This is a genomic window from Syntrophales bacterium, assembly GCA_023229765.1.
Classification (GTDB): Bacteria; Desulfobacterota; Syntrophia; order Syntrophales; family UBA5619; genus DYTH01.
The window spans coordinates 29,475-53,497 of record JALNYO010000019.1 but is presented as its reverse complement, the minus strand read 5'-3'; the positions used below and the strand labels follow the sequence as shown (position 1 = coordinate 53,497).

Annotated in this window: 23 protein-coding genes and 1 tRNA gene; 13 read left to right on the top strand and 11 right to left on the bottom strand. The window is 57.1% G+C overall.

Going from position 1 to position 24,023, the window contains the following annotated elements; all coding sequences use genetic code 11:
- Window positions 1-1,131 (top strand): ABC transporter permease, encoded by a 1,131-nt coding sequence (locus M0P74_11265; protein ID MCK9364159.1) that lies wholly within the window; start codon window positions 1-3, stop codon window positions 1,129-1,131.
- Between the two features lie 19 nt (window positions 1,132-1,150).
- Entirely contained in the window at window positions 1,151-2,605 is a 1,455-nt protein-coding gene (locus tag M0P74_11260; GenBank protein MCK9364158.1) for a TolC family protein, read from the top strand.
- A gap of 253 nt (window positions 2,606-2,858) precedes the next feature.
- Here M0P74_11260 and M0P74_11255 read toward each other — a convergent pair whose 3' ends face one another.
- Together M0P74_11255 and M0P74_11250 are read right to left on the bottom strand one after the other, a co-directional pair.
- The gene (locus tag M0P74_11255; GenBank protein ID MCK9364157.1) at window positions 2,859-3,170 is read right to left on the bottom strand and encodes a hypothetical protein; all 312 of its coding nucleotides are present in this window, start codon (window positions 3,168-3,170) and stop codon (window positions 2,859-2,861) included.
- Window positions 3,171-3,303: 133 nt separating this feature from the next.
- Complete coding sequence (locus tag M0P74_11250) at window positions 3,304-3,831, bottom strand: hypothetical protein (GenBank protein MCK9364156.1); 528 nt, start codon at window positions 3,829-3,831, stop codon at window positions 3,304-3,306.
- A 238-nt stretch (window positions 3,832-4,069) separates the two neighbouring features.
- Between M0P74_11250 and M0P74_11245 the strand changes: the two genes are divergently transcribed.
- Together M0P74_11245 and M0P74_11240 are read left to right on the top strand one after the other, a co-directional pair.
- Window positions 4,070-4,459, top strand: coding sequence for a hypothetical protein (locus M0P74_11245; protein ID MCK9364155.1), 390 nt, complete (start codon window positions 4,070-4,072; stop codon window positions 4,457-4,459).
- 45 nt (window positions 4,460-4,504) lie between these two features.
- Entirely contained in the window at window positions 4,505-5,383 is an 879-nt protein-coding gene (locus M0P74_11240) for a hypothetical protein (GenBank protein ID MCK9364154.1), read from the top strand.
- Between the two features lie 35 nt (window positions 5,384-5,418).
- Here M0P74_11240 and M0P74_11235 read toward each other — a convergent pair whose 3' ends face one another.
- Genes M0P74_11235 through M0P74_11220 form a run of 4 tightly spaced genes read right to left on the bottom strand, consistent with a single transcriptional unit; the run spans window position 5,419 to window position 7,707 of the window.
- Window positions 5,419-6,114 (bottom strand): HNH endonuclease, encoded by a 696-nt coding sequence (locus M0P74_11235; GenBank protein MCK9364153.1) that lies wholly within the window; start codon window positions 6,112-6,114, stop codon window positions 5,419-5,421.
- A gap of 43 nt (window positions 6,115-6,157) precedes the next feature.
- Window positions 6,158-7,135: a hypothetical protein gene (locus M0P74_11230; GenBank protein MCK9364152.1), complete on the bottom strand. Its 978-nt coding sequence runs from the start codon at window positions 7,133-7,135 to the stop codon at window positions 6,158-6,160.
- Between the two features lie 49 nt (window positions 7,136-7,184).
- Window positions 7,185-7,406 carry a BrnA antitoxin family protein gene (locus M0P74_11225; GenBank protein ID MCK9364151.1) on the bottom strand — a complete coding sequence of 74 codons (222 nt, stop codon included), beginning with the start codon at window positions 7,404-7,406 and terminating at the stop codon, window positions 7,185-7,187.
- Between the two features lie 4 nt (window positions 7,407-7,410).
- Complete coding sequence (locus tag M0P74_11220) at window positions 7,411-7,707, bottom strand: BrnT family toxin (GenBank protein ID MCK9364150.1); 297 nt, start codon at window positions 7,705-7,707, stop codon at window positions 7,411-7,413.
- 334 nt (window positions 7,708-8,041) lie between these two features.
- Between M0P74_11220 and M0P74_11215 the strand changes: the two genes are divergently transcribed.
- The 6 genes from M0P74_11215 to M0P74_11190 all read left to right on the top strand — a co-directional run bounded on the left by M0P74_11215 (window position 8,042) and on the right by M0P74_11190 (window position 11,731).
- Window positions 8,042-9,007, top strand: coding sequence for a hypothetical protein (locus tag M0P74_11215; protein ID MCK9364149.1), 966 nt, complete (start codon window positions 8,042-8,044; stop codon window positions 9,005-9,007).
- Window positions 8,977-9,423 (top strand): hypothetical protein, encoded by a 447-nt coding sequence (locus M0P74_11210; GenBank protein ID MCK9364148.1) that lies wholly within the window; start codon window positions 8,977-8,979, stop codon window positions 9,421-9,423. The genes M0P74_11215 and M0P74_11210 overlap by 31 nt, the downstream gene beginning before the upstream one ends.
- On the top strand, window positions 9,416-9,898 hold the full coding sequence (locus tag M0P74_11205) for a hypothetical protein (protein ID MCK9364147.1): 483 nt from the start codon (window positions 9,416-9,418) through the stop codon (window positions 9,896-9,898). The genes M0P74_11210 and M0P74_11205 overlap by 8 nt, the downstream gene beginning before the upstream one ends.
- A gap of 89 nt (window positions 9,899-9,987) precedes the next feature.
- Window positions 9,988-10,203, top strand: a complete 216-nt coding sequence (locus M0P74_11200; GenBank protein MCK9364146.1) for a helix-turn-helix domain-containing protein — start codon at window positions 9,988-9,990, stop codon at window positions 10,201-10,203.
- Window positions 10,187-10,441, top strand: coding sequence for a helix-turn-helix domain-containing protein (locus M0P74_11195; protein ID MCK9364145.1), 255 nt, complete (start codon window positions 10,187-10,189; stop codon window positions 10,439-10,441). Before M0P74_11200 ends, M0P74_11195 begins: the two co-directional genes overlap by 17 nt.
- Window positions 10,442-10,612: 171 nt before the next feature.
- Window positions 10,613-11,731: a site-specific integrase gene (locus tag M0P74_11190; GenBank protein MCK9364144.1), complete on the top strand. Its 1,119-nt coding sequence runs from the start codon at window positions 10,613-10,615 to the stop codon at window positions 11,729-11,731.
- A gap of 6 nt (window positions 11,732-11,737) precedes the next feature.
- Here M0P74_11190 and M0P74_11185 read toward each other — a convergent pair.
- A tRNA-Sec gene (locus tag M0P74_11185) sits at window positions 11,738-11,835 on the bottom strand.
- Window positions 11,836-11,872: 37 nt separating this feature from the next.
- Window positions 11,873-13,117: a molybdopterin molybdotransferase MoeA gene (locus M0P74_11180; GenBank protein MCK9364143.1), complete on the bottom strand. Its 1,245-nt coding sequence runs from the start codon at window positions 13,115-13,117 to the stop codon at window positions 11,873-11,875.
- 250 nt (window positions 13,118-13,367) lie between these two features.
- Here M0P74_11180 and mfd point away from each other — a divergent pair, with 250 nt between their 5' ends.
- Genes mfd through uvrA form a run of 3 tightly spaced genes read left to right on the top strand, consistent with a single transcriptional unit; the run spans window position 13,368 to window position 20,751 of the window.
- Window positions 13,368-16,922, top strand: coding sequence for a transcription-repair coupling factor (mfd, locus tag M0P74_11175; GenBank protein MCK9364142.1), 3,555 nt, complete (start codon window positions 13,368-13,370; stop codon window positions 16,920-16,922).
- 14 nt (window positions 16,923-16,936) lie between these two features.
- Window positions 16,937-17,941, top strand: coding sequence for a SurA N-terminal domain-containing protein (locus M0P74_11170; GenBank protein ID MCK9364141.1), 1,005 nt, complete (start codon window positions 16,937-16,939; stop codon window positions 17,939-17,941).
- Window positions 17,941-20,751 carry an excinuclease ABC subunit UvrA gene (gene uvrA / locus M0P74_11165; protein MCK9364140.1) on the top strand — a complete coding sequence of 937 codons (2,811 nt, stop codon included), beginning with the start codon at window positions 17,941-17,943 and terminating at the stop codon, window positions 20,749-20,751. Before M0P74_11170 ends, uvrA begins: the two co-directional genes overlap by 1 nt.
- Before the next feature lie 3 nt (window positions 20,752-20,754).
- Here the strand turns inward: uvrA and M0P74_11160 are convergent, their stop codons facing one another.
- Genes M0P74_11160 through M0P74_11150 form a run of 3 tightly spaced genes read right to left on the bottom strand, consistent with a single transcriptional unit; the run spans window position 20,755 to window position 23,982 of the window.
- Window positions 20,755-21,504 (bottom strand): ABC transporter ATP-binding protein, encoded by a 750-nt coding sequence (locus tag M0P74_11160; protein MCK9364139.1) that lies wholly within the window; start codon window positions 21,502-21,504, stop codon window positions 20,755-20,757.
- 2 nt (window positions 21,505-21,506) lie between these two features.
- Window positions 21,507-22,277, bottom strand: coding sequence for an ABC transporter ATP-binding protein (locus M0P74_11155; GenBank protein MCK9364138.1), 771 nt, complete (start codon window positions 22,275-22,277; stop codon window positions 21,507-21,509).
- Window position 22,278: 1 nt separating this feature from the next.
- Complete coding sequence (locus M0P74_11150) at window positions 22,279-23,982, bottom strand: AMP-binding protein (GenBank protein MCK9364137.1); 1,704 nt, start codon at window positions 23,980-23,982, stop codon at window positions 22,279-22,281.
- Window positions 23,983-24,023 lie beyond the last annotated feature (41 nt).

The window sequence follows — 24,023 nt, the reverse complement described above, 5'->3', positions numbered from 1 at the left end:
ATGCTCGAACGGATCAAGCACATGCTCATCAAGGAATTCATCCAGATCTTTCGGGATCCGCGGATGAAGGGCGTCATCTTTCTGATGCCCATTATCCAGGCGCTTGTCTTCGGGTATGCCGTGACGACGGATGTCAGACACATCCGTACCGCCGTGTATGACCTCGACAACAGTGTCGCCAGCCGGGAACTCGTGACCCGTTTCGAGCGGTCGGGATATTTCGACATCACCCAATACATCGACCGGGAGAGCCGGATCCGGGAGCTCATGGATCGCGGCCTGGTCAAGGCGGTCCTGCAGATGAACCGCGGCTTCGGAGAAGCGCTTCGCACCGGTGGGACGGCCCGGTTTCAACTGATCCTGGATGGGACCGACTCCAACACGGCGGGGGTCGTTCTTAACTACGGTGCGAAGATCGCCGGACAGTTTTCCGAACAGATTCTGGTCACCCGGCTGACCCGTCTTGCGGGTTCGGGGCAACAGCCGGGCCGGGTCGACCTGCAAACCCGTGCCTGGTTCAATGAAAACCTGGAAAGCCGGAATTTCTATGTACCGGGGGTGATCGCCGTCCTTGTCATGCTCGTTACCCTGATGCTGACCAGCATGGCCGTCGTGCGGGAAAAGGAGATCGGCACCATGGAACAGATCATGGTGACCCCGATTACGCCTCTGGAATTTATCCTCGGGAAAACGGTGCCGTTCGCCCTGATCGGTTTTGCCGATGTCATTATCATCACGCTGATCGGGATTGTTTGGTTCGAGGTGCCGATCCGAGGAAGCCTGGTCCTGCTTTTTCTGGCGACGACGCTTTACCTCATGACGACGCTGGGCGCCGGGCTCCTGATTTCAACGGTCAGTCAAACCCAGCAGCAGGCTATGATGAGCGCCTTCCTCTTTTACTTCCCCGCAGTGCTCCTTTCCGGGTTCATGTTTCCCATCGCCAACATGCCGGAGCCGATCCAGTGGCTGACCTACCTCAATCCGCTGAGGTATTTTCTGGTCATCATCCGCGGCATCTTTCTCAAGGGCGTGGGGATGGGGATTCTCTGGCCGCAAATGGCAGCCCTGGCGGTCCTCGGGGTGGCGACACTCTGGTTCACATCGAAACGGTTCAAAAAATCGCTCGGATAGATTATTGAAGGAGACAGGTATGTATACGCGACTTCTCAGGCCCGGAATGTGGATCGGCGTTGTCCTCATCCTTGCCGGAACGGCTTTGGGGCAGACTGCCGGCTTGTCAACGGCGGAGACACTGAAAATCAAGGGTGATATTGCGGGAACGGCAACGGCGTCAGATTCCGCGACTCTTTCCCGCACGGGTCTTTCTCGGGGAACGGAGATGGGGCAAGCGCTGACCCTCGAAGCCTGCGTGAGGATTGCACTCGACAACAATCCGGCGATACGGGCCGTCCGGGAAGGGGTTTCCGCAGCCAAGGAAGGGGTAGGGGAGGCCAATGCCACCTATTATCCGGAACTGGCCGTGAGCGCCGGGTACAGCCGCTGGGAAAGACATGCCTTTCTGCCGAGTGGCGTGGCGCGGCCGGGAATGCCGACCGTCATCGGTCCCACGGACGACTGGGTCGCCGGATTGAAGGCGCGCTATACCCTTTTCGACAGCGGAGCGCGACGGGCAAAACTGCGGGCGGCCATCTCCGGGCAAGGGTTGGCGGAGGGGGATTTGGCCAGGGTCCGTCAGGACATTGCCTTCGACGTTCACCAATCCTATTATGGCTTCATATCGGCGTTGGAGGCGTTGGCCGTCGCCGAGAAGAACCTGGTCAGGGCAAAGGACCATCTGCGGATTGCCGGAGAGCGCAAGGCGGCCGGCGCCGTTCCGCGGGCGGATGTTGTTCGCGCCCAGGCCCGGGCAGCGGACGAAAAACTGAACCTGGTCAGGGCGGAACATCTGGTTCGAATAGCCCGGGGGAATCTCAACACCGCCATGGGACTTTCGGCGGAAATGCCCATCGACGTGGAGATCCGCAGAGAAACGATTCAATCGTTCGCGGAGACCGACCTCGCCAAGGCCTATGACCGGGCCGTCCGCAATCGCCCGGAGATCCGCACGGCCCAGCGACGGATTGAGATGGCGCAACATGCGGTCGACGGCGCAAAGAGCGCCTTTGGGCCGAAGGTGAGGGTTGAAGGGGGGTACGGCAGGCAGGATGAAAATTTCTTCCCCGATGATAAGGACTGGACGGTGGGCGTCGTCGTCGAATTGCCCATCTTCACCGGTTTCTCAAGGACGCATCGGCTGGGCAGGACAAAAGCGGAACTCCTCAAGGAGGAGGCCGAAGTCCAGCGGTTGATCCGTAATGTCCGGCGTGAGGTGTGGTCGGCAAGCTCGAAAATCACGGAATCATACGAAGAGATTCAGACCGCCGCTGTCCTGGTCAAGGACGCCGAGGAAAGCGTGCGACTGACGGAGGAGCGTTATGCCGCCGGCGCGGGCACCATCACCGAACTTCTGGATACCCAGGCCGCCCTTGCGCGGGCAGGCGCGGCCCGTGTTGAAGCACAATGGAACTACCACATCGCCAAGGCGGCATTCGATCGCTCCATCGGCAGCCTGATTGCAGAGGAAGAAGCGGCACCGCTCCAGTAATGATCTAAGTCGGTAGGCAAGGTTCGCGCCGGCCACTGGGGTGGCCGTCACGCCCCTTGCTCTTTTCCCTTGTCCCCCCTGTCATCCCCCTCAAGGGGGAATTCCCGCCCGCCACCCCATCAGGCGGAAGCAGGGGCCGCGCCAGGGCATTCCTCTGCTCCATCCCTGTCACGGCCCCTGCATTCTCCCTTCCGCGCTCGGGCAAGGGCGTCGCCGGCCATTTCCGCTGCCCCATGTCCGGCACCGCCCTTGCTCATCCTCGCGCGGTGTTTTTCTTTCCATGCCGCATGTCCTCAGCTTTTCCGTTCACCGTTTGCCGCTCCTTCGTTCCACTGATCTGTTCGGTAGGCGGCCAGCGTTGCAGTCGCCGGGGTCGCGCCGCGGCGTCGCTCCCTTCCGGCTTTGTGCACCGCCTGCCGCGCCGTTCTCCCCGGCCCTCCCTCGCGGCTGCCATCGTCCGTCGGGGCCGGGCTGCGCTCCGCCCCTCCGGCCGCTTGGCACCCGCGCCCGTCCGCCCCGGTGGGGCTCCCTCCCTGCCTCCGGGGCAGGCCTGACGACCGCTCACGCGGCGACAGGCCCGCCCCTCCGGCATTTGGTACTTCTCCGTTGCCCGGTCCCGGCAGACCTCGCTGCGCTCGGACTGCCGGTTCTCGGGCGTTGCGGCCGGCTCCGCGACCGCATAAACCCGCGGACGCTCCTCACGGCCGCAATCCGGTGGTGCTCCGGGCCGTCGGCAGACAGACGCTGCGCGCTGACTGCCTCGGCCCTCCGGTTTTCTTCTCTTTGCCCGTTCCCGGAGTGACCTCGCTTCGCTCGGACGCACCGGTTCGCGGGCTTTTGCGCAGTCGGCTCCGCGACCGCATGAAGACGCGGACGCTCCGCTCTCCTGCGCCATGGTGGCCCGCTGGCTGCCTGTCACCTCCTGCGTCGGAGACAGGCAGCCGCGGGCGATCATTTTCTATGTCGGTCGCCGTGACTCGCCCTCCGCTTCGCTCCGGACGAGACACGTCTCCCTGGTTCGCGCCCTCGCCCTCGAAACCGCTGCGCGGATTCCAGGGCGCCGGTCGGTTCCGCCCGTCCGGGCGCTCTAAAAACCCAGGGCAAAAGATGAAACATGCAATCATCGAGGCGTTGTCTTGATAGGGCGGGGCAGGTGCGCTCAATTTGCCGTGGGGGGGATTGGTATCGGCGTCCCGCCTCTTTCCCCGCTCCCGGCGTTTCCGCACCGACTCGGAGACGCCTTGCAGCGGGGCCGGATTAGGATTTGTTCACGAGTCATGAACAGTCAGGATCATAATTTTCACGTGTCGTGTATAACATCACATTTCCTTTGAGTTATCTGGACAATGGTGCTATTTATCACGGTCTGTCTGTATTTGCACGGCGCGGCGCCTCTCTAACAAATTTCCAACCTTTGGAATGGCATTCTCGGTGCCATCGAGACGGAGGGTCCGTAACAGCCTTATGCAAATCGAGCTTCTCGCAGTCAAGCGACCGAAATGCGAAACGACCTGCAAGACGGTGAATCCTGCCTCCGATCATCGGGTCGTTGCCATACCTTTCCCTGGCCTTGCGTTTGCACGTGCCATTGAGTCTTTCGTCAATCGTTTTCTGATACCCTATCGGGCGGCAACGAAAACCGCATCTTTGATTTCGATGCCGCCAAGACGCCGAAGAGAGGGACCGTCGCCGCAAGGACAATGCGGTGGCAAGGGCCTCCCCCGTGCCGCCGATCCGCTCGTTCACGAATCAACTCTCCGTCATCGATGCAAGCTGCCCTCCAGCGGCCCTACTCAGCAGAAAAGCCCTCATCACCAGGCACGGGATACGCTGCAGGGAGACGAAGGCGCTTGATATGATCCAGATCGTCATCGGCGGTGCCTTCAGGGCTGATCCCAGTTGACGGTTGACCATCCTGGCGGTCACGGCAAAAGAAAGTCACCGGAAGGCGCTGATCGCCGGACGGATCACTCCCCCGCTTCCCATCCCGGTTCACGGCGTCGCCAGGTGGAGGCGGGGCCTGCCCCGATCCTATTGAGGTACTGGGACCGGACCGGCGTCGATGGGCCTTTTGGCGGCTACGATCAGCTATCGAGCTTCGTCCTTGAACTTCCTCTCTCCGAACTGGCCCGACTCCTGCCGCAACGATTTGCCGTACGTCTCTACAACCTGGTCCGGAAGCTTTTCTTAATGCCGGAAGGGCCTCGCTTCCCCTGCACGCTCGCCGAGCTTCTGCGCAATGGATCGCTTCTGGCCGAGTTGCGACACCGGCTGACGTCGGTAAACCACCTTTCGGAACTGATCGCCGACCCACCCGCAATCGTGATCGACGAGCGGCAGAAGCTCTTCTTCTACCGAGGCCTCCCTGTCCCGTTGCGCCCGGTTTCGTTCAGCTATATGTTGCTGCTCGCGCAGAGCCCCAAGGAGGTTGTCCCGCGGGAGGAGATCTACAGCCGCCTCTGGCCGGGAGAGCTGGACTACGAAGGGACCAACAAGCCCTACGAAGGACAGGTTTCGGACCACAAGCGCAAGCTCGTCGCCGAGATCAAAAAGGGGATCGCCGGACGAATGGAGATTCGGGAGGGGGAGATGAAGGGGTTGATCGCCACGCGGCCCAAGACGGGATACATGCTGAACTGCGACCGGGAGAACGTCCTGATCCTCCGCAAGAGGGATTATCCCGTGGCTTCCTTCCTGTTCCTACTGGCTTTAGACCGATTCCTCTCCGACTGGCCCGCCTGGCTTCTCGATATGCCGGAGTTGCTATGCCTGTGCTGATGGGATCGCCGTGTTTACAGTTCCATTGAGTTTGGTCATGCGGGATTCTGCCTGTTCACGTACTTGTCGCGGTATTCCGAGAACACGCTGTAGTTGCTTTGTCCACCTGCTTTTCTATTCCTGCCCAGCACGGTCTTGTCAATGCGATCCTGAACATATGCGCAGACATCTTCAAAAAGATGCAGGGGGATCCTGTCCCAGTTGGCGCCGTATCTTCTTTTGATGGCCTGATAGAAAATCGGGTATACGTAGCCTTCCCCCTTCTCTGCCTTGGCGAATTCCTGATAGCGATCAATGAGATGCTTCAGGTAATTCCTCTTTAGGGTATCTCCGCCGATCGCGTCTGCCTGGGGTGGGATCGTGATCTTTCGGTTCGGCTTCCCGTGGAAGTGAATTTCGTTGGCAATCGTTCCCGTATTAATGCTTCCGGTGACGTTCACAATGCGAGTCATATCACCGACCTTTCCGGCGGGGCTTCCCCGGTATTGCAGAATCCGCTTTTGCAGAACGACGTCCGCTTCGGATATCAGACCGGCCGTGATCTTCCCGTGGCAGTTCTTGCAAACATAGATAAGATTCTCGGGGGCATGTGGGTTCGGTATATTCTTGCCGTGAATGTGGTGGAATTCCAATGTGGCCACATTGCTTTCCCCGCAGAAGCCGCAATTACCACCAGCCTCCTGGATAACCTGCTTCTTCGCCCTGGCTGAAATGTCCTTTGTGTTCGGCAACGGATTCCCCTTGTTCAATGGCAGCGGATCTCGGTAGGGCATGTCATTGCGGCCGTTCCTTGGCTTGCTTTGCCCCGTACGAGTGAGCGCGCCCTTGGATCAACGTTATGGCTGCATCAGAGAGTGGTCGTATATGGGAGTACTTTTCCTGACGATCGAGGAACGGCTTCAGATCGACGATCCAAAGAGCCCCTTCTTTGTGGAAAAATTTGTCTTTTCCGACCCCTGTCTTTCCATTGAATGAGGCGATGCTTCGTGTTGAAGCCAAGAGGCCGCGTTTATAACGATCGCTATTTCCCTTTTTCCAGACCTGATAATATCTTGCCAAGGCGTAGTCGTTCCACCATCCTGCAATCGCTCCCGCCACGGGCGGCAATGTGTCGGGACGCTTCGATTCGTTATTTTCATAGACTTGTCCAACATACTTGCCATTGAAGCGGTCTTCAATAAGTGTCTCTCTCCACAGACCGCTTCTCACCTGGTTACTTTTGTCATATTTGAGGCTCAGGGAGAACCCATTTCGCTTTATCGCCCAATCCCTGTTTGTTGGGGTATCTGCCGACTTTCCGAACCACCACAAAACGTCGATCCCGGCTAGCGAATAATCGGACGTTCTCCGATCCAATTCGTCCACGGTTATCGCGGAAAGCTGTATTTCATGGGCGATCCGCCATCCCATCGGGAATTCAGTGATGATGTCGGCCACCCGCATTACTTCGGGGATGGGGATCTCGTATTGGGGGCTGAAATCTGCAAAGTCCTTCATGGTCGTTAGAACCTGCTCGGCGACGTAGTATTTTCCATTGATGTGTTCAGGCGTTTCGGGATTGGATGCGTATGAGGTTGTACATGCCCGGTAATGGTAAAAATGGAATCGCACGCTATAACCGCCGCGCATGATCATTTTAGTGCCACAAAGCTGGCATTGAAACTCCTTACCTTTGAGCGTTTCGCGGGGCTCCGCAAGACGGGTGATGTCGACTCTATCATTTGTCGCTTTATCCAAGGCAATAAATGGCATTGTCAGTCTCATCGTGCGGGCATTAAACGACGCTGTGTACGGCCGTAGCTCATGCTTCCTTCAGACGTCGCTGCTGTGCCTCCATGTAACGACGGAGCGCGGCGTTGATGCTGCTCTGGTAACCCCGTCCCCCGGCCTTGAAGAATTCGACCACGTCCGGATCCAGCCGGAGGGTGATCTGCTTCTTCTTGCCCGGCCAAAGCTTCGCTTCCGTAAAAAAAGCGTCGTCGAGCTCAGGAATGTCGGACAGATCGATATCTCTATCCTTCATGGCCTTAATCTTTGCCCAGTTCGTTTTTGACAGCTTTCTCAAATCTTGTGCGCTCATTTTTCGTTGCCTTTCTCATTGAGATCATACGGATCGTTTCCTGATTTCTCTCAGTGAAGACGAAAACGACGACGATTCCGTTGGACATCATGCCGATCCCGATCCATCGGTCCTCACCGTAATCCTCGCGGTCATCCGATTTTACAAACAACGGATGTTGGAACACCTGCCAGGCGTCGACAAAATCCAGTCCGTGCTTCCGGATGTTCTCCGCGTTCTTCTTATCGTCCCATTCGATTTCCATTGTAGCTACAATAATAACTACATTCGGAGAAAAGTCAAGATGATTTCAGTTCTGCGGATGAGCTCAAGTCAGTGTGGCACTATCCTCTGGTCGGCATATCGACGGGATATCGTCCTGAAAATCAAGTGCGCTGGCTATAATATAATGAAATGGCGAGGGAATCGCGCAGAAACTGCCACTGAAAATATTTTTGACGACCGAAAAAAGACCGGTTTTTTTCCGAAACTTTTCTCATCCCTTTGTGCCACCCTATGGCAAACCGTTTTCGTCTGTAGGCCCCTTTAGGCACGATTCGTTGTTTGCCGCTGTTTCGATGTCACGGTGGTGGGGAAAGATGATGGCCCGGTCCCGGATCCTCAAACCGGAATTCTGGAGCGATGAGAAACTGGCCTTGGTGCCGCGGGAGGCAAGGTTGACCTTCGCGGGTCTCTGGACCTGCTCCGACGACTACGGTGTGACCAAAGGGCACCCGGCCTGGCTTAAAGCGCAGATCTTCCCCTACGACGTAGACCTGACCGTGGAGGATTTCCGGAAGTGGCTGGCCGACCTGGAGCGGATCGGCGTCATCGATCCCTTCATGGCCGACGGCGAATCCTTCTTTTTCATCCGGAACTTTTCCGATCACCAGAAGGTGGACCGGCCAAGCAAGATGCGCAATCCGCCCTGTCCTCGCGACATCCTCGCGCGACCCTCGCGAGTGTCTCGCGATCCACTCGCCACAGACTCGCGAGAGTGTAGCGATGAAACAGAAACTGAAACTGAAACCGAAACAGAAATACAAACTACTACTGCGGCGGCCGATCCGGATCGCCCACCGCTGGAGGAGGGGGAGCAGAGGGATGATGCCGATCTTCCAACTCCCGACGCTGGTCGCTGCCAGCCTAAACCTGCAGCACGGGTACCCAGTCCCGCGGAAGAGGAAATTCGGGAGGAGACGGCCGATCCTCTCACCCCCGAAACTGGTCGCCGCCAGCCTAAACCTGCGGCGCGGGTATCGAGTCCCGCACGGAAAGGCATCGCCTTCGATTACGACGCCGGCCGTTTCGATCAGGTGCCTCCGGATCTGGTCGAGAAGTGGCAACAGGCCTATCCCGCGTGCGATGTGCTCTCAGAACTGCGCCGCATGGAGGCCTGGGCGTCGGCGAACCCGGTGAACCGGAAATCGAACTGGCAGCGGTTCATCGTCAACTGGCTGACCCGGGCCCAGGACCGGGCTGGCCGCGGCGGACCTCGGGGCGGGCCGCCGGAAGGGGAGGGAGGGCTGGATCGATGGTTGAAAAAGTCTTCCACGCATTCGTGAAGGGGCTCTGCTTTTACTACGAACGCCGGGATCCCCGGGAGGAGACGCTTGATCTCTGGTTTCAGGGGGTGAAGCACATCCCCGACGAGCCGGTGGACTGGATGAGCGACCAGATCCGGAGCCGCCACGAGACCTTCCCCCGGAACCTTCCCCTGGTGATGCGGGAGCTCTGGCAGCAGTGGCTGGAGGATCATCCCCAGCGACGGACGTACAGGAACACCGGAGAGGAATGCCCGGATTGCGACGGTCACGGTCTGATCAGCCTCTACCGGAGCGGGAGCCGTTACCTCTTCCGCTGCGGGAGGTGTAAGCGGTCGAACCTTAACGGTGTGCCGGTGAGGCTCCTGATCGATCTGGAGGTACACGGTTATTCTATGACCAGACCAGGGAGGGAGGGGAGGCAGGCTCATGGTTGAACGGAACGATCTTCCGGAACGTCAAGATCCCGAGCAGGGCCCTTCAGCGCATCACCCGACCTGCACGCTTTTCGAGAACTGTCTTGCGCCGCTTTGCCCCCTGGATACTGTGAGCCTCAAAGGGATCTGGTACCCTGACGAGGAGATCTGCCGCTCCCGCTCCCAGGGCGGCCGTCCCTGGATCCGGTCACAGCGCCGGATTGCCAAGGTGGCGAGCCATGGCGCCGGGTACTTCACTATCGAGATGCTCAGCCGCCTGGTCGTCATCCGTAAGGGGATCACCGGCCTCGATCCGGATCTCTCAGAGGAGGCGCAGTTAAGGGCTTGGTTCCATAAACGGCCGGAAAGACGGGAGCCGTCCACGAAAGGCCAAGTTTCCCGGGCCCTCCATCTGAGGAAGTTTAGTTTCCGGAAGAAGGGCAGCCGCAAGAGGGCCGGGGGCGGTTTGAAAAAGGGTCGAGATGGCGTGTCTTAACCCGAACGGGGTGTCGAGACGGCGTCTCTTACGGGAGAAAACTTTTTGCGAGGGGTAACCCCCGTGCGCGGCCGGGGGCTGAGTCTTCCATGAACGAAAAAGTGCCCATTGTTTCCGGACTGACTACCCGGCGTTACTATCGCGTCGACGAGGTGGCCCGGTACTTTGCCGTTTCCGACCGGACCATCTACCGCCTCATCGACATGGGGGAGCTCAAGGCCATTCGTCTCCGGGATTGCGTCCGGATCCCTGTGGAGGAAATCCCGGAATTCGAAGCGCGGCGGCAGGATGATTTTCAGGTGTGACATGACCGGCAAGACACTCATGGAGGGCAAGGCCCAGGGGTATGGCGCTCCCGCGCGCAAGCGCCTCTACACCCTCAAGGAAGGGGCAACCTATCTTGGCCGTTCGGAGTGGGGAATGCGGGAGCTGATCTGGGCGGGCGTCATCCCGGTGGTCAAACCACAGGCGGGCCGCAAGATCTTCCTGGACGTCCAGGACCTGGATCGGTTTGTGGAGTCAAACAAGTCGGTTTATCGCTGATAAACACTTGAATCGTAGGCTCCCCGGTGCTACGCTTTTCCCCATGATGGGGAATCGCCTGAAAGACATTCTGACGAGGGAGGCGGCAGCGGCGCATAGGCGCGTCGGTGACCGGGGCTCTGACCCGCAGCGGGTCAAGAGCAATCGCTCCCGGAAAGGAGAGGCGCATCAGTGGGATGCATCTACAGGCGAGGAAAAAACTACTGGATCAAGTATTACCGGAACGGCAAGCCCTACACCGAGTCCACGCACAGCGACAAAAAGGAGGTCGCCAAAAAACTTCTGATCACGCGGGAAGGGGAGATCGCCCAGGGGCAGTTGCCGGGGATTTATCTGGACAAGGTCACCTTTGATGAACTGGGAAAGGACCTGATCACGGACTACCGGATCAATAAACGCAAGAGTGTGGACCGAGCGGAGTTGGCCGTCAAACACCTGACTGTGGTGTTCGGCGGCGCGAAGGTGGTTAACATCAACACGGCGTCGGTCAAGGCGTACATCGAACGCAGGATGGAGGCGGGGATGGCCAATGCCTCGATCAATCGGGAACTGGCAGCCTTGAAGCGGATGTTCCGCTTAGGTGCCCGCTGCACACCGGCGAAGGTAGGGCTGGTGCCTTACATTCCGATGCTCCGGGAGTCGAACACCCGAAAGGGGTTCTTCGAGCACGGGGATTTCCTGAAGATACGGGACGATCTGCCCGACTATCTGCGGCCCGTCGTCACCTTCGCCTACCATACGGGATGGCGGCGGGGCGAGATCCTCAACCTGACCTGGGACAAGGTGGACCTGGAGCAGGGTATCGTCCGGCTCGATCCCGGCGAGACGAAGAACGACGAGGCCAGGACCGTGTACCTGAACGAGGAACTGGCTGTGGTGATGAAGGCCCAGCACAAGAAGCGGCGGCTGGGCTGCCCTTACGTCTTCCACAACGGGGGGCAGCAGATCCGGAACTTTCAGGATGCCTGGCACCGGGCCTGCAAGCGGCTGGGCATCCAGGTCCGGAATGAGAAGAGCGGCCAGCTGCTGCCGGGCAGACTGTTTCACGATTTTCGCCGGACCGCGGTTCGCAACATGGTCCGGGCCGGTGTGCACGAACGGGTGACGATGGCGATTTCGGGCCACAAAACCCGGTCGGTCTTCGACCGGTACAACATCATCAACCAGGACGACCTGAGAGAGGCCGCCCGCAAGCAGGAAAGCTACTTACGGTTACAAAATGGTTACATTTTAGGCACACCGCCAAACAAAAAGGCCCCCGTCAAAAAGGGCCTCTTTGTAAGCATCTGAAATTATTGGCGGAAGTGCATGGGAATCGAACCCACCTGGGAGGGTACTAGCCCCCCACTCCGGATTTGAAGTCCGGGAAGCCCACCAGCGACCTAAGCACTTCCGTTGCGGTCTATAACACACCTTTTCTCTGATGAAAAGTTAAGATTGCGGATAGCCGGGATCAGCCGCCATCTGCAGCGAATTGTCGAGAGGCTGAACCGTTGCGAACTCGCCCGCTTTGGCCTTGGTGCTTTCGGGAGGCATGATGATAAGACCATTGGCCTGGACCATCGAGGTCAGGATTCCCGAGCCCTGATCGCCGGTTGTTCTGGCGGCATATCCGTCGGCGGTTTGCTCGATAATTGCGCGAATAAAATGGCGCTTGCCCGGTTTCTTGTTTATATCCTCGCTTAAACGCACCTGGATTGTTTTCCGGAAGAGATTTTTGTGCCCCATCATTTTAAGGATGGCGGGACGGGCGAATTGTTCGAAAGAAACCATCGAGGAGACGGGATTTCCCGGAAGGCCGATGATCGGGACATCTTCAAGGGCGCCGAAGGCAAGCGGTTTCCCCGGTTTCATCGCAACCTGCCAGAACTGCATCCGGTTTCCTTCCTGTTTCATAACATTTTTGACGAGGTCGAAATCGCCAACGGAGACGCCCCCGGAGGAGATGATCAGATCGGCCCGCATCGCGGCCCGGAATTTTTCGAGCAAATCCTCGCGCCGATCTTTGGCGATGCCCATCTGCATCGGGATCGCGCCGCATTCCAGAACAAGGGCGGCAAGCGAGTAGCTGTTCGAGCTGACTATTTTCAAGGACGGCGGTTCGTCAATATCCGCGAGCTCATCGCCTGATGAGACGATTGCGATCAGCGGTTTTTGATGCACGAGAACAAACGAGCGCCCCAGCGATGCCAGCATTCCGATATGGGCGGGGGAAAGGATTTCCCCTTTTGCAATAACCTTCTCTCCGAGTTTTACATCCTCGCCGGCAAAGCGGATGTCCCTGCCTGCCTGGACGCTTACGAATATTGCAGCCCGGTCGTTTTCCTTTTCAGTGTCTTCCACCGGGATCACCGCATCAGCTCCCTCGGGAATAAAGGCGCCGGTCATGATCCGTGCGGCCTGTCCCTTCCCGATCGTTTTTTGGGATGCCGATCCGGCGGGAAGCTCCTCGATGACCTCCAGCATGACGGGTTTTTTATCGGAAGCGCCGAAGGTGTCTGCGGAGCGCACCGCGTAGCCGTCCATTGCCGAATTATCCTTCGGCGGAATGTTTCTTCCGGAATAAATATCTTCGCCGATTACCCTGCCCAGGGCGGAGAGAATGTCCGATTTTTCCATTCCCAAAACGGCAACGGAATCCAAAATATTTTGCAGGGCATCTTCAACACTGATCATTTTTCCCATTCCCCTTGATAATTTTGTAAAACGATATCGTAGATACTCTTTGTTTGTCAACAAAAAGCGCATTTGTTTTTGCCGCTTGAATAATAGTCTGAAATAATATAGTGATCGCTCCAATCACATTAAAACTTGATGTTGGTTGAGAAGGACGGGTAAGATAAAATAATGCGTTCCGGGATGGCAGAGTTGTCCTCTTCGGTTGGAAGAGCAGGAAAAATTAAGGCAGCAGATCAATCTTCAAGGAATGACTTTGCGCAAAATAGTGGAAGTTAGAAAAAGGATAATTGATAACTCTCTGCGGGAGTTGATAGAGAGATTGGCCCGCAGGGAGGACAAACTCATTGTGCGAGGTCTGGACGGAGCGGCGCGCGCCTTTGTGACGGCAATGCTCTTCCGGCATCTGGGCTGCCCGATTACGGTAATCCGGCCTGACCAGAAGGAGGCGGAAAAATGCCTCCGGGATTTGACATTTTTCCTGGGAGAAGAGCAGGCGCTTATGCTGCCGCCGTGGGAGCTGGTGACAACGGATATGTTTGCCTTCCAGCGCGAGACGGAACTTGCCCGGATGGAGGCATTGCACCGCTTTGCCTATGGCGGGCCGGCGGTTGTTATCATGCCTGTTTCCGCCTTGATGCAAAAGACCGTTCCGCGCGACGTCCTGGAAGGTTATGTTGAAACGATCTCGATCGGCGACCTGCGCGGGCGCGATGAGCTCACGGCGAAGCTGGGCGAAGGCGGATACGTGCGCGAGTCGCTGGTGGAAGAAAAGGGAGAGTTCAGCGTTCGCGGCGATATTTTGGATATCTTCCCTCCCCACGCGGCGCACCCCCTGCGCCTGGAGTTTTTCGGCGACGAGATAGAATCAATTCGTCTGTTTGACGAAGCAACGCAGCGTTCCATTGAGGAAATTGCCGACTTTACGCTTTTTCCCGCCGCGGAGCTGATCATCACGAAGGAAAGACGCGAGTGCGCCGTCCACGCTATCCGTCGTCGTTCGAATGAGCTGGGGCTTCCCCGGACTACGAAGGAGAAGCTGACCGAGATTATTGCAACCGGCCTCGGTGTTTCTACAAATCCTCTGTTTTATTCACTTTTCTATAACGAATCCGGGGATGAAGGGTCTGGCGACGAGGGGATGGGAACGCTCTTCGACTACCTGCCCCCAGGGGGAATTCTTGTCCTTGACGACCCCCTTACCGGCTCTCTGCTGCAAGAAAAGATCGAAAACGATCTCGACGGGTTTTTCCTGAAGGCGCGCGAGCAGGGGCGGTTCTATCTGGAAAAAGAGGCGGCATATCTGGCAGCGGCGGATGTTTCCGGCAGAAGGCAGGCGATGACGCAGCTCTACCTTGCCGGTCTTGCGCTGGGCGCCGAAGCTGAAGGCAATTTTCCGATCCGGTTTCACCTCGAGGATGATATCTCCGTGGGCAGGCCGGAAGCGCAAAGGGCTGCTGAGGACGAAGGCGTTCTTTTCCCGCTTGCGCAGAAGATGCGCGGGTGGCTGGACGAGGGGAACGCCGTTGCCTTTATCTGCAGCGGGCAGGAGGGCGTTGAGCGGGCGGCGCAGTTGCTGGATAGATACGACGTTCCTACCCGAAAGGCTAAAGGTCTATTCCTCGAGGCGATCGAGGCGGAGAACTCGGTGGGGGCTGTGACCATCATGGAGGGGAGGATCAGTGGTGGATTTCACCTTCCCGAGATGAAACTGATTGTGCTTTCCGAGGAAGAGATATTCGGAAAAAAGGCATTAAGGCGGCCTGCCCGGCGGGTAAGGGAGGGATATTTTCTCAAATCGTTCGGGGAACTTTCCGAAGGGGATTTTGTCGTTCATACCGAACACGGCATCGGTCGTTACCGGGGCTTGCAGAAACTGGCCGCGGGCGGCGTTGAAAACGATTTTCTCCTGATCGAATATCAGGGAAACGATCGGCTCTACATCCCGGTTGACCGGATAGATCAGCTCCAGCGCTATATCGGCGCCGAAGGGTTCGTGCCTAAGGTCGATAAGCTGGGCGGGATATCCTGGGAGACGATGAAGGAAAAGGTTCGGGAGTCGGTTCGCGAGATGGCAGAGGAGCTTGTGGCCATTTACGCCGCCCGCGAGACGATGGAAAGGGAACCTTTTGCCCCGCCGGATCGCCTCTATGAGGAGTTTTGCGCCGCATTTGAATTTGAAGAAACCCCGGACCAGGCAAAGGCGATCGAAGATATCCATCTTGATATGAATGGCGCAAAGCCGATGGATCGGCTGATATGCGGCGACGCCGGGTTCGGAAAAACGGAAGTGGCGATGCGGGCTTCGTTTCGGGCGGCGCTGAACGGCAAACAGGTGGCGATGCTTGTGCCGACGACCATCCTTGCCGAGCAGCATTATCAGACCTTTTCCGGGCGGATGAAAAATTATCCGCTGCGCGTGGAGGTTCTCAACCGCTTCCGGAGCAAGGCGGAACAGAAGGAGATCATAGAAGGTCTGGCCAAGGGGACGGTGGACATCGTAATCGGCACCCACCGCCTTTTGCAGAAGGATGTCAATTTTCGGGATCTGGGACTGGTAATTGTCGATGAGGAGCAGCGGTTCGGGGTTGCCGACAAGGAGAAGCTGAAAAAGCTCCGCAAGCTGGTTGATGTCGTTACCCTCTCGGCCACCCCGATTCCGCGGACGCTGCATCTGTCGCTCGTGGGAATCCGGGATCTTTCGATCATGAACACACCGCCGGAGAGCCGTCTGCCTGTCAAGACTTATGTAATTGAATTCAATGAGGAAATAATTATAGACGCGATCCGCGGGGAGCTTGCCCGCGGCGGCCGGGTCTTTTTTCTCCACGATCGGGTCCGCTCCATCTTTACGATGGCCCGCCTCATCCAGAAGCTTGTTCCCGAGGCAAATATCGGGGTCGTCCACGGGCAGATGAAGCCCTCGGATATCGAGGGCGCGATGAAGCGGTTCATCCGCGGGGAAGACAATGTCCTGGTCTGCACGACGATCATCGGGGCCGGTCTGGATATCCCGTCGGCGAACACGATTATCATCAACCGGGCCGATCGTTTCGGGCTTTCCCAGCTCTACCAGATCCGGGGGCGGGTCGGCCGTTCGAAGGAAGAGGCTTTCGCCTGGCTGCTTGTTCCCCAGGGGGCGATGCTCTCCCGCGACGCCCAGAAGCGGTTGCAGGTCATCATGGACTTTACCGAAGCAGGGTCTGGTTACCGGATTGCCTCCAATGACCTCGAGATCAGAGGCGCGGGGAATATGCTGGGAACGTCTCAGTCCGGGCACGTATCCGCTGTTGGCTACGAGCTTTACACCGAGATGATGGAAAATGCGATCCGGGAGATTAAGGGGGCGCCGGCGCCGGAAGAGGAGCTCCGGCCGGAGATAAATCTGGGCATTCCCGCTTTCATTCCCGAGACCTATATGGCCGACGAGCACCAGCGGCTTGTCTGCTACAAGAAGATTTCGCTCGCTTTGACGGAAGAAGAATTGTATGCAATCCGTCAGGAATTGCGCGATTGTTACGGGAATGTCCCTGCCGAGGTTGACAACCTCATGGGGGTGATTGGAATCCGCAACCTTCTCAAGACGGTAAGGGGAAGGAAAATGGGCTACGATGGCAAGGACATGTCTTTGTTATTGCAGGACAATAGTCCGATTGAGCCAGCCCGGATCATGGAGCTGTACCGCGGCAAGCGTCGGGGGGTGCACCTTACCCCCGACAACAAGTTGACGATCCCCATGCCGGGGATTGCAGGGTCCGAGATATTGTCCCGGGCGCGGGAGTTGATAGGGGAATTGAGGGGATAAGGAGGATAAAAACGGTGCAAGCGAAGATTAATGTTTATGAAACAGGTAAACTGAAGCGTTACTTTTATAATATTTTAATTGCGGTGGTTGTTGTTTTTATTTGCGCGGCGGCGGAAGCCGGGGTAGTCGATCGGATTGTGGCCGTCGTGAATGATGAGGTAATTACCCTTTCTGATTTGAACAGGGCCTTTGAGCCGTTTATGGCGAGGTTTGAAGCCAGCTATCGCGGCAATGAGCGGGATAAAGCTCTGGACGAAGCAAAAAGAAGCATCCTCAACAGTTTGATTGATAATATGCTGATGGAGCAGGAGGCCAAAAAGACGGGGATATCCGTTCAGGATAGAGAGATCGATGCGGCCATAGCGGATATTAAGAAACAGCGTAATTTATCGGAAGATCAGTTCCGGAGGCTTCTTGAACAGGAAATGCTAACGCCGGAGACGTACAGAAAGGATGTCAGGAGGCAACTGATGAGGATGCAGCTTATCGGACGGGACATCAGGTCAAAGGCTGTTGCGACGGAAGGGGAAATTGGCGATTACTATCGCCAACATCGCGAAGAATACGATGGCAAGGAATCCGTCCGGGTCCGGCAGATACTCCTGCTCATCCCCAAGGAAGCGAGCCCCGAGGATAAGGCTAAAATTCGCGCTGATATTGAAGCCATCCGCCAGCGACTGCTCAAGGGAGAATCTTTCGTGGAGTTGTGCGCAAAGTTTTCCCAGGGGCCGGGCGCCGAAGAGGGGGGCGATATCGGCTATATAGAAAAAGGCGCGATTCTTCCCGAGATAGAGTCGGTTGCTTTTGCTCTGCCGCTGAAAAAAATCAGCGACGTCATAGAATCACCCGTTGGTTTTCACATCATCCAGATAACGGATCGCCGGGGGGCAGGCGCCAAAACCATAGAGATCGTTCGTGAGGAAATCAAGGCGAAGTTAGAAAAGGAGAAAATGGAAAAAAGGTTCGAGGAGTGGCTGAAGGAGCTGCGGGAAAAATATAATGTCGAGATCAGGCTGTAATGAATTTTATCAAGGTACGGGGCGCATCCCAGCACAATCTGAAACACATAAATATTGACATTCCCAGGGATTGCTTAGTCGTGATCACCGGGGTGAGCGGTTCAGGTAAGTCTTCCCTGGCGTTTGACACCATTTACGCCGAGGGTCAGCGGCGCTATGTGGAGTCCCTTTCCACCTACGCCCGGCAGTTCATCGGTCAGATGGACAAACCGGATGTGGAGTCCATTGAGGGACTTTCCCCCGCCATTGCGATTGAGCAGCGAATGACCTCCCACAATCCCCGCTCCACCGTGGGGACGGTGACGGAGATTTACGATTATCTGAGGCTGCTTTTTGCCAGGGCGGGCATTCCCCACTGCCCGAAATGCGGTCGGGAGATAAAGGCCCAGACGATTGACGCCATGTTGGAGACTGTTCTTGCTTATCCGGCAAACGCCCGGGTGACGATCTCGGCGCCCCTTGTCCGCGGTCGCAAAGGTGAATTTCAAAAGGAGTTCAAAAAGCTGCTGAAGGACGGCTATACCCGCGTCCGCGTCGATGGGGAGCTCAAGGAACTTTCCGAGGAGATTGCCCTCGACAAGAACCATAAGCACGAAATTGACGTGATCATTGACCGCCTTGTCATCAAGGAGGGAATCAGAGGGAGGCTCCGCGAGTCGCTGGAAGCCGCCGCTGTTCTTGCCGACGGTCTGGTACGCATCGGCCTGGCAGGAGCGAATGATCTCCTCTTCAGCGAGCGCTACGCCTGTCCTGATTGCGGCGTCAGCATGCCGGAGCTGGCCCCGCGGATGTTCTCGTTCAACAGCCCCTATGGGGCGTGTCCCGATTGCGGCGGACTGGGCACCCGGATGTATTTTGATGAAGAGCTTGTCGTTCCTGACCGCAGTCTTTCGATTCGCGAGGGGGCGATTGTCCCCTGGTCGGGGCGTCACTATCTCCATTATTTTAACATGATCGATGCGCTTTCCAGCCATTTTGGATTCGATATCAACACCCCCTTTCAGGATCTGCCGGCGAAAATCGCGGCGATGCTGCTCTACGGTTCCGGGGAAGAAAATATTCGCTTCTACGCCGATCGCGGCGGCCGGCGTTTTTTTCACACCCGGCCGTTCGAGGGGATACTCAATGAGCTCGACCGCAGGTACAAGGAGACCACGTCGCTGCATGTGCGGATGGATCTGTCCCGCTTCATCAACCTCCGGGAGTGTCCCACCTGCCACGGCGCCCGCCTGAAACCGGAGAGCCTTGCGGTGACCGTCGGCGGCAAAAATATTCACGATTTGTGTTGCCTTCCGCTTCGCGAATGCCGGGAGTTTGTGGTGGGTATTCCGTTTTCTCCGCAGGAGCTCCAGATCACCGAGCGGGTGATGAAGGAGATCAAGACGCGACTGGGCTTCCTGCTCGATGTCGGGATGGATTACCTGACCCTGGAACGGGCGGCGGGCAGCCTCTCGGGGGGGGAGGGACAGAGAATCCGTCTTGCCACCCAGATCGGTTCGGGGCTGGTCGGGGTTCTCTACGTGCTGGACGAACCGACCGTCGGTTTGCACCAGAGGGACAATGTCCGCCTGATCGCGACGTTGAAGCGGCTGCGCGATATGGGCAACACCGTCCTTGTCGTCGAGCACGACCGGGACATGATGATGGCCTCGGATCAGATCATCGACATTGGCCCGGGGGCGGGGATGTTCGGGGGCGAGGTCATCTTTCAGGGGACGCCGGAGGAGATCTGCCGTGCAGAAGAGTCGCTGACCGGACAGTACCTTTCCGGCCGGAAATCTATCCCCGTTCCCCAGAAAAGAAGGCCGCTGTCGGGACGTTTTATCGTTCTGGAGGGGGCGAACGAGCATAACCTGAAGAATATCGACATAAGAATCCCGGTCGGCATCTTTACCGCGGTAACCGGGGTTTCCGGTTCCGGGAAAAGCACGATGGTGATCGAGACGCTCTACAAGGCGCTGGCCCGGAGGATCAACCAGGAGCGCATGGGGGGCGGCAAGGTGCGGCGCATCGCCGATTTTGGCGGCATCGAGCGGGTCATCATGATGAACCAGCAGCCGATCGGACGGACGCCGCGTTCCAATCCGGTCACCTATACCGGCATCTTCTCCCATATCCGGGAGCTCTTCACCGGGCTTCCCGAAGCGCGACTCCGAGGCTACAAGGCGGGACGTTTCAGCTTCAATGTCAAGGGCGGGCGCTGCGAGGCGTGCGAGGGGAACGGTCTGATCAAGATCGAGATGCACTTCCTGCCGGATGTCTATGTGACCTGCGATGCTTGCCAGGGCCGGCGTTTCAATCCCGATACCCTCGAGATACGGTACAAGGGCAAGAACATCGCCGAAATCCTCGACATGACCGTCGAGCAGGCGCTCTCTTTTTTCGAGCATATTCCGTCGATCCGCGAGAAGCTTCAGCTTTTGCACGATGTGGGCTTAGGGTACATCCACCTCGGCCAGTCGGCGACGACCCTCTCCGGCGGCGAGGCGCAGCGGATCAAGCTCTCCCGGGAGTTGGGGAAGAGGGCCAACAGCAATACCCTCTACATCCTCGATGAACCGACGATTGGCCTCCATTTTTCCGACATCCAGAAGCTGCTCGACGTTTTGATGCGCCTCGTGGAGATGGGAAATACCATTGTCCTGATCGAACACAACCTCGATATGATCAAGGCTGCCGACTACATCATCGATCTTGGGCCGGAAGGAGGCCCCGGCGGCGGCCGAATCGTTGCCACGGGAACGCCGGAACAGGTTGCAAAAGCAAAAGACTCCCATACCGGCCGGTTTCTGCGCGAATTGCTTGCCTGATTTCTACAGCCCCAGATAGCTCTTGCGCAGGACTTCGTTCTGGAGCAGCTCCTCCGCGGTTCCCTGCGCAATGATCTTTCCTGAGGAGAGCACGTAATTGCGGGTGGACATTTTGAAGACGGTGCTCACCTCCTGCTCCACCAGCAGGATTGTTATTCCCATGCGGTTGATCTCGGATATTTTTTCAAAAACCTCCTGGCGGATCAGCGGCGCCAGCCCGGTGGATGGTTCGTCGATGCAGAGCAGCTCAGGATCGGACATGAAGGCGCGGCCAATAGCCAGCATCTGCTGCTCGCCGCCGGAAAGGGTTCCGGAAATCTGCGTCGCACGTTTTTCGAGAACCGGAAAGAGATCATAAACTTTTTGCAGGATAGCATGAATTTTTTTCTTGTCTTTCTGGAGATACGCGCCCGCCTTTAAATTTTCAAGCACGCTCATTTCCCGAAAGGGACGTCTCCTTTCGGGACACAGAACAAGCCCCCGCTGAACGATAGCGTAGGCGGGAACTTGATCGATGTATTCGCCTTTGAAAGCGATTGTTCCTTCTATGGAGATGTCTCCCGCGGTCGAACGGCGCTTGATCTCCCTTTCCCAGGCGACCAGACCGCTGATCGCCCGAAGCGTTGTGGATTTTCCTGCGCCGTTGGGCCCGACTAAGGCAACCAGTTCCCCTTTTTCAACGGAAAGGCTGACATCATTTACCAAAACGGCCTTATCATACCGCACGCTTAAATGGGAGACTTCGAGGAGCATGGCTATTGTCCTCCCCCTTTCCCCAGATAGGCCTCAATTACCAGCGGATTATTCACCACCTCGTCCGGGGTTCCCTCGGCAAGAATCGAGCCGAAGTTAAGGACGATGATCCGATCCACAATTTTCATAAGTTGCTGCAATTTGTGCTCCACGATGATCATCGCGGGCCCCTCGCTGTGCAGGCGCCCAAAACGTCCGCCCTTGTGGAGCCGGTGGATGGATTTTGCCATCAGCTCCGTCTCGGCCGGACTGAGCCCGCCGAACGGTTCATCCAAGAGCAGCAATTCCGGCTCCGTCGCCACCGCCCGCGCCACTTCCAGCCTCTTCAAGTCCCCCTGCGACAGCGTCGAAGCCTTTTCCAACGCCATATCGGAGATACCCGCGAATTCGAGGGCGTCCATGGCCTTTGCCTCCACAACCTTCACCCACTCCCCTTTTTTCATTACCCGGGGGGAGAGGCAGGAAACCATCACATTGGCGATAATGGGGAGTCGGCGAAACGGCCTCATATTTTGAAAGGTGCCCGCTATTCCCAGGTTGACGATGTCCCAGATCTTCATGCCGATGATCTGTTTCCCTTTGAAAACAACGCTTCCCGCATTAGGTTTCAATATTCCGGTGAGAAGCCGCAGCAGGGTGGTTTTACCGGCGCCATTAGGACCGATGAGGCCGATGATCTCCTTTTTCTCCATCCGCAGCCTGATGTCGTTGACCGCATGCAGACCGCCGAAACTCTTCGTTAATCCTTCCACTTCCAGAAGCGGCACGGTCATCTCAGCACTCCTCGTTTTCCTCTCGCAACTCCCGCCGCGAGACCTTGCCGACATCGGTTTTCGGCAACTCGCCCCGGAACTCGACGATCTTTGGCACCTTGTAATGGGCCAGCCGCTCACGACAAAAATCTACGATCTCCTCCTCCGAAATCTTGCCCCGGGCCTCGCTTTCCAGAACTACGTAGGCCTTGATCAGGTTTCCGAACGCGGGATCAGGAACGCCGACCACGCCGGCGGCCTTGATCTGGGGATGCTGATAGAGGACTTCCTCCACATGCCGGGCGAAGACGGAATAGCCTTTGTATTTGATCAGATCCCGTTTGCGGTCGAAGAAATGAAAATATCCCTCTGCATCCATGCTGACCAGATCCCCGGTGCGCATCCAGACGACCCCATCAATTTCGAACATGATCTCCTGCGTGCTTTCCGGCCTTCTCCAGTAACCCTGCATGATGTTTGGCCCGGATAAAATCATCTCGCCGACCTCGCCGACTGGCATAAATTCAGTCCCCTCCGGATCGATGATTGCCGCCGAGACATTCGGCAGAGGTACCCCGAACGAGCCCTTTTTGAAGCGGTTCATCGGCGAGCTGTGGCTGGCGGACGTGGTTTCCGTCATTCCGTACCCCTCGAGGATATGCGACCCGGTCCTCTTTTCCCAGCCGTCAATCGTTGATTCATGCAGCGTATCGGCCCCGCAGACAATCAGTTTCAGTCGCTTCCAGTTAACCCGGTTGGTTTTTTCATACTCCTTCAGATATTCAAACAGGGTGGGCACCCCATAGAAGCCGGAGGCCTGATAACGCTCCATTGCCGAGAGGATTTCATCAATGTCGGGGGTGGTGAACAACACAAGAGTTGCCCCGGAGGCCAGTCCCGCAATCATTACAACCACCTGTCCGTATATGTGGAACAGCGGCAAAAAGGCCATAATCACCTCTTTCCCCTCTTCAAAGATCGGCCAGAAGGCCCGGGTCTGGGCCTGCAGCGCGACGATGTTCCGATGAGTCAGCATGGCCGCCTTCGGAAGCCCGGTGGTGCCGCCCGTATAGGGCAGCGCCGCAAGGTCTTTCCAAGGGTTAATCGCGACGGCAGGCGGCTCGGGGGAATATTTTTTCAACAAGTCCTGAAATGATTTAACACCCCTTTTTTTGAGCGTTTCTATCGAAAGGCCGGATTTACCGGAAGCGTTCCGGTTGCCGCCGGCGAAGATTTTTTTCAAGGCGGGAAGATACTCGTTAATGCTGGTCAAAATTACCCGTTCCGGGCTGAAGCCTGCCTTGTCAACGTTTTCGAAGAGGATATCCTGGCAGATGACGATTTTTGCCTCGCTGTCCTCGAGCTGGTGTTTCACCTCGATGCTCGTATAGACCGGGCTGATCGGCGTTACCTTGGCGCCCAGCCGCAGCGAGGCAAAATAGGAAATGACGTATTGAGGGCTGTTCAAAAGATGAAGGGCCACGGTGTCTCCCTTTTGGATTCCCATATCCGCCAGGGCGGTGGCCATTCGGTCCACCAGCTCCTTGAGCTCGCGGTAGTTTATCTTTTTACCGTAAAAGATCAAAGCCGGGCGGCTTCCGTATTTTTCAACGATCTCATCGAAGAGACCCGGCACGGAGATCTCGGGAATGTCAATTTGGGCGGGAACTTCTTCCGGATAGCTCTTCAACCACGGTTTGGAAAGATATGCCTCTTTATGGCTCATAATTGCATCCTTTTATATTGTTGAACGGTTATCGCTTTTTA

Bases quoted from the DNA above. Each gene is read 5' to 3' on its own strand.
- M0P74_11265 (MCK9364159.1), top strand. From the start codon at position 1: ATGCTCGAACGGATCAAGCACATGCTCATCAAGGAATTCATCCAGATC.
- M0P74_11260 (MCK9364158.1), top strand. From the start codon at position 1,151: ATGTATACGCGACTTCTCAGGCCCGGAATGTGGATCGGCGTTGTCCTC.
- M0P74_11245 (MCK9364155.1), top strand. From the start codon at position 4,070: ATGCAAATCGAGCTTCTCGCAGTCAAGCGACCGAAATGCGAAACGACC.
- M0P74_11230 (MCK9364152.1), bottom strand. From the start codon at position 7,135: ATGCCATTTATTGCCTTGGATAAAGCGACAAATGATAGAGTCGACATC.
- M0P74_11225 (MCK9364151.1), bottom strand. From the start codon at position 7,406: ATGAAGGATAGAGATATCGATCTGTCCGACATTCCTGAGCTCGACGAC.
- M0P74_11220 (MCK9364150.1), bottom strand. From the start codon at position 7,707: ATGGAAATCGAATGGGACGATAAGAAGAACGCGGAGAACATCCGGAAG.
- M0P74_11215 (MCK9364149.1), top strand. From the start codon at position 8,042: ATGATGGCCCGGTCCCGGATCCTCAAACCGGAATTCTGGAGCGATGAG.
- M0P74_11210 (MCK9364148.1), top strand. From the start codon at position 8,977: ATGGTTGAAAAAGTCTTCCACGCATTCGTGAAGGGGCTCTGCTTTTAC.
- M0P74_11205 (MCK9364147.1), top strand. From the start codon at position 9,416: ATGGTTGAACGGAACGATCTTCCGGAACGTCAAGATCCCGAGCAGGGC.
- M0P74_11200 (MCK9364146.1), top strand. From the start codon at position 9,988: ATGAACGAAAAAGTGCCCATTGTTTCCGGACTGACTACCCGGCGTTAC.
- M0P74_11195 (MCK9364145.1), top strand. From the start codon at position 10,187: ATGATTTTCAGGTGTGACATGACCGGCAAGACACTCATGGAGGGCAAG.
- M0P74_11180 (MCK9364143.1), bottom strand. From the start codon at position 13,117: ATGATCAGTGTTGAAGATGCCCTGCAAAATATTTTGGATTCCGTTGCC.
- mfd (MCK9364142.1), top strand. From the start codon at position 13,368: ATGACTTTGCGCAAAATAGTGGAAGTTAGAAAAAGGATAATTGATAAC.
- uvrA (MCK9364140.1), top strand. From the start codon at position 17,941: ATGAATTTTATCAAGGTACGGGGCGCATCCCAGCACAATCTGAAACAC.
- M0P74_11160 (MCK9364139.1), bottom strand. From the start codon at position 21,504: ATGCTCCTCGAAGTCTCCCATTTAAGCGTGCGGTATGATAAGGCCGTT.
- M0P74_11155 (MCK9364138.1), bottom strand. From the start codon at position 22,277: ATGACCGTGCCGCTTCTGGAAGTGGAAGGATTAACGAAGAGTTTCGGC.
- M0P74_11150 (MCK9364137.1), bottom strand. From the start codon at position 23,982: ATGAGCCATAAAGAGGCATATCTTTCCAAACCGTGGTTGAAGAGCTAT.